The 13,110-nt window shown below is 72.1% G+C and carries 12 protein-coding genes; 9 read left to right on the top strand and 3 right to left on the bottom strand.

Annotated elements, in window-relative coordinates:
• Positions 1–115: 115 nt before the first annotated feature.
• Together ACWD0Y_RS01185 and ACWD0Y_RS01180 are read left to right on the top strand one after the other, a co-directional pair.
• Positions 116–493 carry a hypothetical protein gene (locus ACWD0Y_RS01185; protein ID WP_450258390.1) on the top strand — a complete coding sequence of 126 codons (378 nt, stop codon included), beginning with the start codon at positions 116–118 and terminating at the stop codon, positions 491–493.
• Between the two features lie 67 nt (positions 494–560).
• A complete protein-coding gene (locus ACWD0Y_RS01180) occupies positions 561–2,009 on the top strand; it encodes a S28 family serine protease (RefSeq protein ID WP_450258389.1) in 1,449 nt (482 codons plus the stop codon).
• A gap of 106 nt (positions 2,010–2,115) precedes the next feature.
• Here the strand turns inward: ACWD0Y_RS01180 and ACWD0Y_RS01175 are convergent, their stop codons facing one another.
• The gene (locus tag ACWD0Y_RS01175) at positions 2,116–3,948 is read right to left on the bottom strand and encodes a glycoside hydrolase family 3 protein (protein ID WP_450258388.1); all 1,833 of its coding nucleotides are present in this window, start codon (positions 3,946–3,948) and stop codon (positions 2,116–2,118) included.
• A 395-nt stretch (positions 3,949–4,343) separates the two neighbouring features.
• On the bottom strand, positions 4,344–5,126 hold the full coding sequence (locus ACWD0Y_RS01170; protein WP_450258485.1) for a sugar phosphate isomerase/epimerase family protein: 783 nt from the start codon (positions 5,124–5,126) through the stop codon (positions 4,344–4,346).
• A 169-nt stretch (positions 5,127–5,295) separates the two neighbouring features.
• On the opposite strand from ACWD0Y_RS01170, the gene ACWD0Y_RS01165 reads away from it, so the two are divergent.
• Positions 5,296–6,132, top strand: coding sequence for an ABC transporter substrate-binding protein (locus tag ACWD0Y_RS01165; protein ID WP_450258387.1), 837 nt, complete (start codon positions 5,296–5,298; stop codon positions 6,130–6,132).
• A 266-nt stretch (positions 6,133–6,398) separates the two neighbouring features.
• Here ACWD0Y_RS01165 and ACWD0Y_RS01160 read toward each other — a convergent pair whose 3' ends face one another.
• Positions 6,399–7,472, bottom strand: a complete 1,074-nt coding sequence (locus tag ACWD0Y_RS01160) for a LacI family DNA-binding transcriptional regulator (protein WP_450258386.1) — start codon at positions 7,470–7,472, stop codon at positions 6,399–6,401.
• Between the two features lie 95 nt (positions 7,473–7,567).
• Here ACWD0Y_RS01160 and ACWD0Y_RS01155 point away from each other — a divergent pair, with 95 nt between their 5' ends.
• From ACWD0Y_RS01155 to ACWD0Y_RS01130, 6 genes are all read left to right on the top strand, one after another.
• On the top strand, positions 7,568–8,719 hold the full coding sequence (locus ACWD0Y_RS01155) for a Gfo/Idh/MocA family protein (RefSeq protein WP_450258385.1): 1,152 nt from the start codon (positions 7,568–7,570) through the stop codon (positions 8,717–8,719).
• Positions 8,716–9,879 carry a dihydrodipicolinate synthase family protein gene (locus ACWD0Y_RS01150; RefSeq protein ID WP_450258384.1) on the top strand — a complete coding sequence of 388 codons (1,164 nt, stop codon included), beginning with the start codon at positions 8,716–8,718 and terminating at the stop codon, positions 9,877–9,879. Before ACWD0Y_RS01155 ends, ACWD0Y_RS01150 begins: the two co-directional genes overlap by 4 nt.
• A 5-nt stretch (positions 9,880–9,884) precedes the next feature.
• The gene (locus ACWD0Y_RS01145) at positions 9,885–10,715 is read left to right on the top strand and encodes a sugar phosphate isomerase/epimerase family protein (RefSeq protein ID WP_450258484.1); all 831 of its coding nucleotides are present in this window, start codon (positions 9,885–9,887) and stop codon (positions 10,713–10,715) included.
• 294 nt (positions 10,716–11,009) lie between these two features.
• The gene (locus ACWD0Y_RS01140; protein ID WP_450258383.1) at positions 11,010–12,188 is read left to right on the top strand and encodes a helix-turn-helix domain-containing protein; all 1,179 of its coding nucleotides are present in this window, start codon (positions 11,010–11,012) and stop codon (positions 12,186–12,188) included.
• Between the two features lie 186 nt (positions 12,189–12,374).
• Complete coding sequence (locus ACWD0Y_RS01135) at positions 12,375–12,707, top strand: hypothetical protein (RefSeq protein WP_450258382.1); 333 nt, start codon at positions 12,375–12,377, stop codon at positions 12,705–12,707.
• Positions 12,704–13,024, top strand: coding sequence for a hypothetical protein (locus tag ACWD0Y_RS01130; protein WP_450258381.1), 321 nt, complete (start codon positions 12,704–12,706; stop codon positions 13,022–13,024). Before ACWD0Y_RS01135 ends, ACWD0Y_RS01130 begins: the two co-directional genes overlap by 4 nt.
• Positions 13,025–13,110: the final 86 nt, after the last annotated feature.

The following is a 13,110-nucleotide window of genomic DNA, read 5'->3' as shown; positions in this document are numbered from 1 at the left end:
GCGTCCCGGATCTCCCTCGCGCTGTCCGCAACCGAGCCACCCCCCTCGGGCGTCCGTACGCACGTGTGTGCGTACGCTCACGAGGGGGAAGAGGGCGCGAGTGTTCGGTGGGGCGATGAGAAAACACCTGATGTACGGACTTGCCGTGGCGGTCGCGGTGGCGGGACTGACCCTCACGGGCCCCGGCGCCGGGAGCGCCGAGGCGGTCGCGGCCTGCTCCGGCCGCAAGGTCAAGACGGTCGCCTTCGCCACCGGTGAACTGCGCGTCTACAAGAGCCGCCGCTACGCCTGCGCCGTCACCGTCGCCAAGCGCCCCGGCGCACGGCAGAGCATGTCCGTCACCATCCAGGCGCGCGGCAGCCGGGCCGCCAAGGACAGCGGCCGGTTCACCCACCGCGCGGGGCCGGTGACGGTCTACGCCCTCAACCGCTGCGTGCGGGCGCACGGTTCGGTCGGCACCAGGAAGGCGTCCACCGGCTGGATTCTCTGCTGAGGCTGGTGATACGGGAGTTGCCCGGCTAGGTTCGCCCCGTCGTCTGTGACTGAACAGGGGAGGGCGAATGCGCAAGGCGCTCAGAACGCTGCTGTCGGCCGCGGTGCTCATAGGCACCGTCGGGCTCAGCGGCGCACCGGCCGGGGCGGCCACCACCGCCGGGCCGGGCAGCACCGAGCAGGACATCCAGGACATCAAGGAGCGGATCCTCGCGATACCGGGCATGAGCCTGGTCGAGGAGAAGCCGTACACCGGCTACCGCTATTTCGTACTGAACTACACCCAGCCGGTCGACCACCGGCGCCCGTCCAAGGGCACCTTCAAGCAGCGCGTCACCTTGCTGCACAAGGACGTCAACCGCCCGACGGTCTTCTTCACCAGCGGGTACAACGTCTCGACGAACCCCGGCCGCAGCGAGCCGACGCGGATCGTCGACGGCAACCAGGTGTCGATGGAGTACCGCTTCTTCACTCCGTCCCGCCCCGCGCCCGCCGACTGGTCGAAACTCGACATCGAGCAGGCCGCGAGCGACCAGCACCGCATCTTCACCGCGCTGAAGAAGATCTACTCCAAGAAGTGGCTCTCCACCGGCGGTTCCAAGGGCGGCATGACCGCGACGTACTACGAGCGCTTCTACCCGCGCGACATGGACGGCGTCGTCGCGTACGTCGCCCCCAACGACGTGGTGAACAAGGAGGATTCGGCGTACGACCGCTTCTTCCGCGGCGTCGGCACCAAGGAGTGCCGCGACGCGCTGAACGCCGTGCAGCGCGAGGCGCTCGAGCGGCGCGGTCCGCTGACCGCGAAGCTCAAGGAGTGGGCGGACGCCGAGAACGCCACCTTCGAGACCGTCGGCAGCCTGGACAAGGCGTACGAGTCGACGGTCCTGGACTTCGTGTGGGCCTTCTGGCAGTACAGCAAGGAGAGCGACTGCGCGGACGTGCCCGCCGCCGACTCCTCCGACCAGGTCCTCTACGACTACGTCGACCAGATCTCCGGCTTCGCCGCGTACAGCGACCAGAGCCTGGCCACGTACACGCCGTACTACTACCAGGCGGGCACCCAGATGGGCGCGCCGCAGGTGAAGTACCCGCACCTCGACGGCCTCATGAAGTACGGCCCGGACTTCTTCCAGCCGCGCGTCTACGTGCCGCGCGACATCCCGATGAAGTTCGATCCGAGCGTCATGCGCGACGTGGACGGCTGGGTGCGGCACAACGCCACGCGGATGCTGTTCGTGAACGGGCAGAACGACCCGTGGAGCGCCGAGCCGTTCCGCCTCGGCAAGGGCGCGCGCGACTCCTACGTCTTCACCGCGCCCGGCGCCAACCACGGCGCCAACGTCGCGGGCCTGGTACCCGAGCAGAAGGCGAAGGCGACCGCCGCGATCCTCGAATGGGCGGGCGTGGCCCCGGCCGCCGTCCAGGAGGACCCGTCGAAGGCGAAGCCGCTGGCGTCGTACGACGCGAAGCTCGACAAGCGCGGTACGGAGCAGCGGCAGACCCTGCGCCCGTAACGCGTCCGGCCGCGCCCGCCGGATGTGACGAAGACTCACACCCGGCGGGCGCAGCCCACCGCAGCTGGTGGTGGTGCGCCGATGGTCCGGCGTACGGCGCGTACGCCTAGTACGTCAGCCCGTACCCGACCGGATACAGCACCTTCGCCGGATCGTCCGCCCGCTGCACCGGAACGGGCAGCTTCCCTCCGGGCCGGGCATGGCCCGCGATGACCCGCGCCGCCGCGCGCAGTTCGACATCGGTCCACGAGTACGCCGCGACGCTCGCCCGCAGCCCCGTCCCGTCGAGCTGGGCGATGTCGTACGGATTGCGGATGGCGAGGGTGACGACGGGCACCCCGGTCGCCGCCAGCTCGCGGACGAGCGTGCGCTGCGGACTGGTCGCCGAGACGTTGTACGTCCCCACGACCACCACGTCCTTGCCCCTGGCCGCCGCCACCGCTTCGTCGATCTTCGCCCGGGTCGGGGTGATCCCGGTGGACAGGGCCGTGGCGGTGAAGCCGAGTCCGGTCAGGGCCCCGGCGACGACGGTGGTGGGCGGCCCGGTGGTACCGGAGGGCGACGCGGGGTCGGCCCCGACCACCAGCACGTTCTTGTGCGTACGGCGGCTGAGCGGCAGCAGCCGGCCCTCGTTGGCGAGCAGGGTGGTCGTCTTCTCGGCGATCCTGTCCGCCGCGGCGAGGTGCGCCCGCACGCCCACGGTCCGGTCGACCTCCTCGGGGGAGGTGTAAGGAGAGCGGAACAGCCCCAGCTTGTCCTTGAGGAGCAGGATCCGCAGGACCGACTCCTCGATCCGCGCCATGCTGATCTCCCCGTCCCGCACGGCCTTGAGGACGGCGTTCCAGGCGGTGGGCAGGTCCGGCGGGTTCAGCAGCTGGTCGCACCCGGCGAGGAGCGCGAGGACGGGTACCCGGTCGTCGCCGTACTTCTGGCGTACGCCCGCCATGGCGAGGGAGTCGGTCACCACGACCCCGTCGTATCCCAGCCGCTCGCGCAGGACCCCGGTCAGGATCGGCCTGGAGAGCGTCGCCGGGTCCTCGGCCGGGTCGAGGGCCGGTACGACGATGTGGGCGGTCATGATCGAGTCGATGCCGGCGGCGATGGCGGCGCGGAACGGCGGGGCGTCCAGCTCCTCCCACTGCTCGGCGGTGTGACGGATCGTCGGGAGGGAGTAGTGGCTGTCGTCCTTGGTGTCGCCGTGCCCGGGGAAGTGCTTGGAGGTCGCGGCGATCCCGGCGCCCTGGTACCCCTTGACCTGCGCGGCGACCATCCCGGCGACGGCTTGCGGATCGGACCCGAAGGACCGTACGCCGATGACGGGGTTGGCGGGGTTGACGTTGACGTCCGCGACGGGCGCGTAGTTCTGCACGATGCCCATGGCGGCCAGCTCGGCCCCCGCGATCTGCGCCGCCTTCCGCGCGTCGGCGTGCGAGCCGCCGGCCCCGAGCGCCATCGCACCCGGCACGAGGGTCGCGGGCCTGCCGACGCGGGCGACGATGCCGTGCTCCTGGTCGGTGGAGATGAGGAGGGGGACGGGGGTGCCCTGCGCGAGCCCGGCCCGCTGGATCCCGTTCGACAGACCGGCGATCTGATGGGGGTCACGGGTGTTGTGCGCCCAGGTGAAGTAGATGATGCCGCCGACGTGGTACTTCGCGACGAGTTCGGCGGCGGTCCTGACCCCCGTCTCCTTCAGGTTGAGGTCGATGTCGACCTGGTCGGGCTCGGTCGCGGAGTGCCCGTACACCCGCATCACGAAGAGCTGGCCGACCTTCTCCTCCAGGCTCATCCGGGAGACGAGGCGCTTGAGGCGGTCCCGGGTGGATCTCCTCGTGGACTCCTCACCTGCGGCTATGGCCGGCGTGGTGGTGATGGCGGCCGCGGCCACCGCGGCGGCGGTCGCGCTGAGCAGGGTGCGTCTGGAGGTGCGGTGGTGGTGCACGTGAACTCCTTACGGCCGTACCCGACAACGGAGTTGAAGGAAACTTCCAAGGAGTCACGGATATCCGGAAACTAACTGCCAGGTCAAGGGTGCGGCAGCACAAAGGAGCCCGTGTCGCACACGGGGCGCGGTGAAGGGGCCGAACGGGGAGGGGGAGCCGCCACTGGCGCATGCGGAGGGGGCGCGCCAGTGGCGGCTGTGCCGCCGGCCGCAGGCGGCTGGAGAGGGGGCGGTCAGCGAGTGCCGACACCGCTCTGCGAAGACCCACCGGCAGTACGCCGGTTGGACGGAGGCGGTTCGCCGCGGGTTCCCCCGGTACGGAGATCTCACGGAAACGGTGCGGAGGAGACGGACGGGGCGGCCGGAACCCCCTCGGCCCCCCGCACACCCGCCGGTCAGCCCAGCAGGCCCCGCAGGTACGCCCGCCCGTCCGCCAGCAGCCCCGGCAGGTCCGCCACCGCCGGGTACCAGCGCTTCTCGTACTCCCAGCACACCCACCCGTCGTCGTCGAGCAGCGCGAGGCACTCGCCCAGCGGCAGCACGCCCGCCCCCAGCGCCAGCGGGGTCGTGTCGTCGGCCGACGCGATGTCCTTGACCTGGGTGTAGCCGAGGTGCGGAGCCAGTACGGCGTGGGCCGCCGCCGGGGTCTCGCCGCCCAGCCAGGTGTGCATCACGTCCCACAGCGCGCCCACGTTCTTGTGCCCCACCGGTCCCAGGACGCGCGAGGCCGCCGCGCCGGTGCGGTGCGAGTCGTGCGTCTCCAGCAGGATCCGCACGCCCAGGCCGGCCGCCGTCTCCGCCGCCAGGCCCAGCCGCCGGGCCGCCGTCGCGTCCGCCTCCTCCTGGCTCTGTCCGTCGCCGCCGCCGGGGAAGACGCGGACGTACGGCGCGCCCAGGTCGTGCGCGAGGGCCAGCAGGGCGCGGAGCTCCTCGTACACGGGCTCGTCCTCGCCGGGGGCCGCCACTTGGGTGTACCCCGCCACCGCCAGGATCTCGACACCCGCGCGTTCGAACTGCTCGACGACGTCCCTCCGCGCTTTCGCGCCGATGCCCGGATGGACCGGCTCCTCGGGGTGCGCGCGCAGTTCCACGCCGTCGTAACCGGTCCCGGCGGCCAGCCGTACGACCTCGCTCATCGGCATGCCCGGCACCCCGAGGGTGGAGAAGGCGTACTTCACTGTGGTGTTCCTTCCTTCGGTCCGTACGAGCGGTGCGGCTGCCAGCACATCATTTCGTCCCCACCACGACTTCCCGGTAGTCCACCCCGTAAGCGGAACCGTGCGCCGCACGCCCCGCCGGGCGGCGCACGGAAGCTTCCGGCGGCTTCCGGCGGGGCAGGACTCGCCCATGACTGAAGCAGCAGCGATATGGCAGTTCGGCGACGACCGCGGACAGGTGTCGTCGGCCTCCCGGTGGCCCACCAGGGTCGTGGCCTACATACAGGCGGGCGCGACCCTCTGGGACCACGGCCTCCTTCCCCTGGGCATCTTCGGCTCGTACCACGACGGCCCCGCGCCCGACCGCGCCAAGTCCGGCCGGCTCCCGCTCGGTGAGGTCACCTACTTCGGCGCGGGCGGCTCGCTCGACCCCGACCGGGTCCTCTCCTCCGGGGCCGACCTCGTCGTGGCCGTCAGCTACGGGGGCGGCCAGGTCTACGGGATCGAGCCGGCCGCGGCCAAGCATCTGGAAGCCCAGGTGCCGGTCGTGGTCCTCGACGTCGGGCAGGGGCGTTCGCTCGACGAGATCCGGGGACGCTTCGCCGCCCTCGCGGCCTCGCTCGGCGGCGCGGAGCCCCCGGTCGCCCTGGACGCGGCGCGCGAGCGGCTGCGCACCGCCGCGACGGACGACGCACCCCGCGTCCTGGCCCTCTCCCCGGCCGGCGACCAGGTCCACCTCGCCCGCCCCCACTCCTGGCCCGACCTGCGCGCCCTCGCCGGACTGGGCGTACGGCTGACGGACCCGCCCGCCGGGAGCGGCGCGAACTGGTCCACCGTCGGCTGGCCCGAAGCCGCGTCGCTCGCCCCGCAGATCGTCCTGGCGGACACCCGCGCCAACGCGACCCCCTTCGACGCGGCCCGCCTGGGCGACGCGCGCGTGATCCCCTGGAACCCGGAACTCCCGGCCAGCCACGCGGCGCACGCCCGCTTCTTCACCCGGGTGGCGGACGCGCTGACCACACGCTGACCGCGACCGCCGCGAACGGACGGGCCACGCAGGGAGCCAGCCCCCCGGGACGTACGGTGCCCGCAGGCCACCACCCACCGGCGCGAGGGGGCGGGCCGCGCAGGGGGTGGTGTCCGGGACGTGCTGTGCCTGCCCGGGGGCGACCCCCGGACCCCCGGCCGAAGCCCCGGGGGTGCGCGGTGCCCGCAGACCACCACCCACCCACCTGCCCCCGCCCGGCCCCCGCGGCGCCGGCCGCACCCCCGCCCAGCCCGCGCCCCCGGGCCTCAGCCCCGCACCGCCCCCGTGGACCCCCGCACCACCAGCTCCGCCGCCACCGAAGCGACACCCCCCGGCGGCGGCGCCTCCCGCCCCGTGGCCAGCCGGCCCGCCCGCGCCCCCGCCTCGTACAGCGGCAGCCGCACGGTCGTCAGCGCGGGCACCGTGTCCACCGAGAACGGGAGGTCGTCGAAGCCCGCCACCGACACGTCGTCCGGGATGCGGAGCCCCCGGTCGCGCAGCGCCGCGCACGCCCCCAGCGCCACCGTGTCGTTCGCGGCGACCACGGCCGTCAACCCCCGATCCCGCCGCAGGATTTCCAGCGTCGCGTCGTACCCGGACCGCCGGTCGTACGGCCCGTGCACCGTCAGCTCGCCCTCGTCGGGGACGCCGGCCTCGGCCAGCGCCTCCCGGTGCCCCTCCAGCCGGTGCCGCGTGGTCGTACGCTCCACCGGCCCGGCGACGTACCCGATCCTCCGGTGCCCCAGCGCCAGCAGGTGCTCGGTGAGCCGCCGCGCCCCGCCCCGGTTGTCGAACGTCAGCGCGGCCACCACCGACTCGCCGTCCCCCGACAACGGCGGCCGCCCGCACAGCACCACCCGCGCACCCCCGTCCGCCAGCTTCGCGAGCTTCGCCGCGACCGCCGCCGAGTGCCCGGGGTCCTCGATCGCGCCCCCGGTCAGGATCACCGCGGCCGCCCGCTGGCGTTGCAGCAGCGTCAGGTACGTGAGTTCCCGCTCCGGCGATCCTCCCGTGTTGCAGACGATCGCGAGCTTCTCGCTCCCCGCCCGCCCCGCGCCGGTGCCGGTGCCTTCCGTCCCGCCGATCTGCGACTGGGCCGCCCCGGCCATGATCCCGAAGAACGGGTCGGCGATGTCGTTCACCAGGATCCCCACGAGATCCGACGTCGCCGCGGCGAGCGCGCTGGCCGGCCCGTTCAGCACGTAGTCGAGATCGTCGACCGCGCGCAGCACCCGCTCCCTGGTGGCGGCGGCGACCGGGTAGTTGCCGTTGAGCACACGGGAGACGGTGGCCGGCGACACCTGGGCGCGGGCCGCCACGTCCGCCAAGGTCACTGTCATCTGGTCGTCCTCCGGGTCTTGTACGAGCAGCTGTCCGCAGGCTAGCTTCATAGCGCATAGAAAGCGCTTGCTATGGCCGTACGGAGGGAACTTTCGTGACACGCAGGACAGTGCGCATCGCCATGAACGGCGTCACGGGCCGGATGGGGTACCGCCAGCACCTCGTCCGCTCGATCCTCGCCATCCGCGAGCAGGGCGGCCTGGACCTCGGCGACGGCACGGCCTTGTGGCCCGAGCCGGTCCTGGTGGGCCGCCGCGGACACGCGCTCAAGGAGATGGCCGAACGCCACGGCCTCACCGAGTGGTCCACGGACCTCGACGCCGTCCTCGCCGACGAGACGGTCGACATCTACTTCGACGCGCAGGTCACCTCGGCCCGCGAGGAGGCCATCAGGAAGGCGATCGCCGCCGGCAAGCACGTCTACACGGAGAAGCCCACGGCCACCGGCCTCGACGCCGCCCTGGACCTGGCCCGCCTCGCCCGCGACGCCGGCATCAAGCACGGCGTCGTACAGGACAAGATCTTCCTCCCGGGCCTGCTCAAGCTGAAGCGCCTGATCGACGGCGGCTTCTTCGGCGAGATCCTCTCCGTCCGCGGGGAGTTCGGCTACTGGGTCTTCGAGGGCGACTGGCAGGACGCCCAGCGCCCCTCCTGGAACTACCGCGCGGAGGACGGCGGTGGCATCGTCGTCGACATGTTCCCGCACTGGGAGTACGTACTGCACGAGCTGTTCGGCCGCGTCACGGCCGTCCAGGCGCACGTCACGACGCACATCCCGCAGCGCTGGGACGAGCAGGGCAAGCCGTACGCCGCCACCGCCGACGACGCGGCGTACGGCATCTTCCAGCTGGAGGGCGGCGCGGTGGCCCAGATCAACTCCTCCTGGGCGGTCCGCGTCAACCGCGACGAACTCGTCGAGTTCCAGGTGGACGGAACGCACGGCTCCGCCGTCGCCGGCCTGCGCAACTGCCGCGTGCAGCACCGCAGCGCGACCCCCAAGCCGGTCTGGAACCCGGACCTGCCGGTCACGCACTCCTTCCGAGACCAGTGGCAGGAGGTCCCCGACAACGACACGTACGACAACGGCTTCAAGGCCCAGTGGGAGCTGTTCCTGCGCCACGTCGCGCTCGACGAGCCGTACACCTGGGACCTCCTCGCCGGCGCGCGCGGCGTCCAGCTCGCGGAGCTCGGTCTCCAGGCGTCCGCCGAGGGCCGCCGCCGCGACGTTCCGGAGCTGTCGCTGTGACGGTCAACCTCCCGCACGGCGCGCACGGACACCGCGCCTACGCACCCCGCACCGAGCCCTTCGCCCTCGCACCCCACGGCGCCCCCCTCACCTCCCGCACGGTCTACTCGGCGGCGCACGTGGTGGCCGACCCGTACGCCGACGTGTCGCCCGACGCGCCCGCCGCGATCGACTGGGACGCCACCCTCGCCTTCCGCCGCCACCTGTGGTCGCACGGCCTGGGCGTGGCCGAGGCGATGGACACGGCGCAGCGCGGCATGGGCCTCGACTGGGCGGGGGCGAGCGAACTCATCGTCCGCTCGGCCGCCGAGGCCAGAGCGGCCGGCGGCGCGATCGCCTGCGGCGTGGGCACCGACCAGCTCGCCGCCGGCGTCCCCCACGCCCTCCCGGACGTCACGGCCGCGTACGAGGAGCAGCTCGCCCTGGTCGAGTCGACCGGCGCCCGCGCCATCCTCATGGCGTCACGGGCCCTGGCGGCGGCCGCCCGGGGCCCGGAGGACTACCTGACGGCGTACGGCCACCTCCTGCGCCAGGCGGCCGAGCCGGTGATCCTGCACTGGCTGGGCCCGATGTTCGACCCGGCGCTCGACGGTTACTGGGGCAGCACGGACCTGGACGCCGCCACGGAGACCTTCCTGGAGGTCGTCGCCGCGCACCCCGACAAGGTCGACGGCATCAAGATCTCGCTCCTGGACGCCCAGCGCGAGATCGACCTGCGCCGCCGCCTGCCGAAGGGCGTGCGCTGCTACACGGGCGACGACTTCAACTACCCCGAACTGATCGCGGGCGACGACCACGGCTTCAGCCACGCGCTGCTGGGCATCTTCGACCCGCTGGGCCCGCTGGCGGCGGAAGCGGTCCGCACCCTCGACACGGGCGACACGAAGAAGTTCCGCGAGCTCCTCGACCCCACGGTCGAGCTGTCCCGCCACCTCTTCGAGCCCCCGACCCGCTTCTACAAGACGGGCGTCGTCTTCCTCGCCTGGCTGGCGGGCCACCAGTCGCACTTCACGATGGTCGGCGGCCTCCATTCGGCCCGCTCGCTGCCGCACTTCTCCCGGGCGTACGAACTGGCCGACGGCCTGGGCCTGTTCCCGGACCCGCACCTCGCCGAGGACCGTATGAAGACCTTCCTCACCCTGCACGGAGTAGACCAGTGAGTCCAGTGAGTGACCTCTCCCGGCTCTCCCTCAATCAGGAGACCATCAAGCAGTGGTCGCTGCCCGAGCTGGCCGAGGGCTGCGCGAAGGCGGGCGTCCCCGGCGTGGGCCTGTGGCGCGCACCGGTCCAGGAGTACGGCGTCGAGCGCGCCGCCCGCCTGATGCGGGACGCGGGGCTGACCGTCACCAGCCTGTGCCGGGGCGGCTTCCTCACGGGCGTCGGCGACGCCGACCGCGCCTCGGCCCTGGCCGACAACCGCCGGGCCGTCGACGAGGCCGCCGCACTCGGCACCGCCACCCTGGTCCTGGTCTCCGGCGGCCTCCCGCCCGGCAGCCGTGACCTGCACGCCGCCCGCGAGCGCATCGCGGACGCGCTGGCCGAACTCGCGCCGTACGCCGCCGAGCGGGGCGTACGCCTGGCCATCGAGCCGCTGCACCCGATGTTCGCCTCGGACCGCTGCGTGGTCTCGACCCTGGACCAGGCGCTCGACCTCGCGGAACGCTTCCCGGCGGACCAGGTGGGCGTGGTCGTCGACACGTACCACCTGTGGTGGGACGACCGCGTCGCGGACGGCATCGCCCGCGCGGGCGAGCGCATCGCCGCGTTCCAGCTGGCGGACTGGATCACTCCGCTGCCCGCCGGCGTCCTGCTGGGCCGGGGGCAGCTGGGCGACGGCGCGGTCGACTTCCGCCGCTTCCACGCCCTGGTGGACGCGGTCGGCTACACGGGGCCGGTCGAGGTGGAGATCTTCAACGAGACCCTCTGGGCCCGGGACGGCACGGAAGTCCTGGCAGAGGTGGCCGACCGCTACGTCACGCACGTCCTTCCTTCGTGACCGACGTGATCGAAGCGCTGCGGACGCGATCACTTCGCGGTCGCCTCGTGCCGTAATCAAATTTCTTCCATCCGCCGTGCAACCCTTCCGCCACCTAGCGTGTCGTACGTGGCATCAGGGCTTCCGGGGAGGGATCCGGGGGGATTCGGGGAGGCCTGACACGGAGGGGGATCCGAGGGGCCCGGTCGACGGACCGGGCCTTCTTGGTTTCCCCGCGTCGACGAGCGCGCCCCCGATGGGTGGTTACGGGAACTCCGACTCCCGTGATTCGTCTCCGGGCGTACGCTCAATTTCATGGGTGCCAATGTCGGGGAGCGGCTCCGCGAAGTCCGCAAACGCCGGGGCTTGTCACAGCGCGAGCTCGCGAACGAATCAGGTGTCTCGCTGTCCCTGATCCGCAAGCTGGAGCAGGGGGAGCGGGAGGACACGCGGCTGGAGACCGTGCGGCGGCTGGCGGCGGCGCTGCGGGTGCCGACCACTCAACTCGTGGTTGCTTCCCGTGCCGAGGACGATGTCGTCGATGCGGACGCCCAGTGGAAGCCCTTGCGCCGGGTGCTTCTGTCCTCGTCAGTGGTCGACACCGTGGACGAGCCACCGACCACCGCCGGGGTGCGCCAGGTACTGGACGCCGCGATGCCGTTGTTTTCGGGTGACCGTTTCGTGGAGCTGAGCACGATCCTGCCTTCGCTGTTGCGGGATGCCGAAGCCCTGGTGCGGAGTGATCCCGAGGGGCGTGCCGTCCGTGCGCGGATTTTGCAGCTCACCGGTTGGCTACTGACTCAGATGCGTCAGTTCGACGCGGCGGAAGCAGCACTGGAGCGGTCGATGGACGAGTCGTCCGACCGGCTCCACAGCGCAGCGACAGCCAGCATCATGTGCTGGCTCCTGCTCCGGCGTGGCCGACTGGGCGAAGCGCGTGACCTGGCGTCTCGGCGGGCTGACGAAGTGGAGCCTCGGCTCTCCCGCGCCACGCCCGCTGAGCTGAGCGCCTGGGGGTGGCTGCTGCTGAGGATGTCTGCCGCCGCGGTACGGGACAACCGGCCCGGCGAGGCGGAGGACGCCATCCGGCTGGCACACGCTGCGGCGGTTGCCCTGGGGCGGGAGTACACGCCCGAGGGGAACTTCCTGCAAGCGTTCGGCCCTGTGACCGTAGCGCTCAAGCGGGCTGAGAACGCGATGGTGGTGGACCGTCCCGACCTGGTGCTCAAGCTGGCGGCGAATGTACCGGTGCATGGTCTGCGCCCGACCTCGAACAATCGCAACCGGCACCTCTTGGACGTGGCGAATGCCCATGCCCGTACACGGCAGTACGCGGAGGCCGTCGACATCCTGACCGGCCTCCGGGCCACCGCGCCCCAGTGGTTTCCCAAGCAGCGCTATGCCCAGGACATCGTGAGCGGGATCCTTGCCCGGCGCCGGACGCTCACTCCTGAGATGCGCAGCCTTGCCGATGCCGTGGGCATGCCCGTGTGACGGTGTGTGGCACTTCCGCCTGGCCTCCGGCCGAAGTGCCATTGCTGCTGGTTACGGCTCTCCCTAGCGTTGCTCTCCTGGCGCAGTGCGAGCCCCGGTGACGGGACTCGCCCGCAGTGAGAAGACTCCCGCGACCGCGTTGGGCGCGGTCCGGGAGCGTGGCCGACCTGAGGAAAGCAGGCTGACATGACGGACTTTATCGCTCGCCTCTTCGAACCGCTGCTGCGGTTCCGGCGCCCCGGCAGAGAGAGGCACCGACCGGCGGATTCGCGTGCGTACGAGCGCGCGTACCCGAGCCCGTACTCCTGCGCCTACGTCGGAGGGCCGGCCGCCCACCGCACCGGCGAACGCCCTCCGCGCGAGGAGACCGGCCCGCTGGTCCGCCCGCACCTCGAAGTGCACGAGCGGCAACTGGCCGAAGTGCGGCGGCAGCGGACGCGGCGGCGCGCGCTGTGGCTCGCCGTGCACGGGGTGGGCGCCGGCCCCCGGTCCGTCCACGGGGTGGAGGTCGACGCGTGAACGGCGAGCAGTGCGATCGGCTCACGTTGCGGCTACTGCCCTGGACGGGGGAACAGGGCAAGCCGTGCTACGTCCTGGGTGACGGCACCGGCCATGTGTCACGGGTCGCGGACGGCATCGAGAGCATTCAGCTCGACATGGCGGACGGCCTTCTGGGCCATGCGGCCGACCTGCTCGCGGACCGCCGGGTGACCGGTGGCGAGCTGCACTTCCTCGCCAGCCGGCTGAGCGAGTCGCTGCGGGACGTCAAGCGGGTCGCGGAGAGCCGGGGAGCGCGGCTGGGCACGGCGGGGTCCGCTCCGGGCAAGGAGAAGTGACGTACCGTCAATTCTCCTGACCGGTCCCGTGCTGTCGCCGACACCGAACAAGCACTTCCAGGGAACGTGCGGCAGCGCGGGGCTTC

The organism is Streptomyces altiplanensis (assembly GCF_053591575.1).
This window is presented reverse-complemented; position numbering and strand designations above follow the sequence as displayed.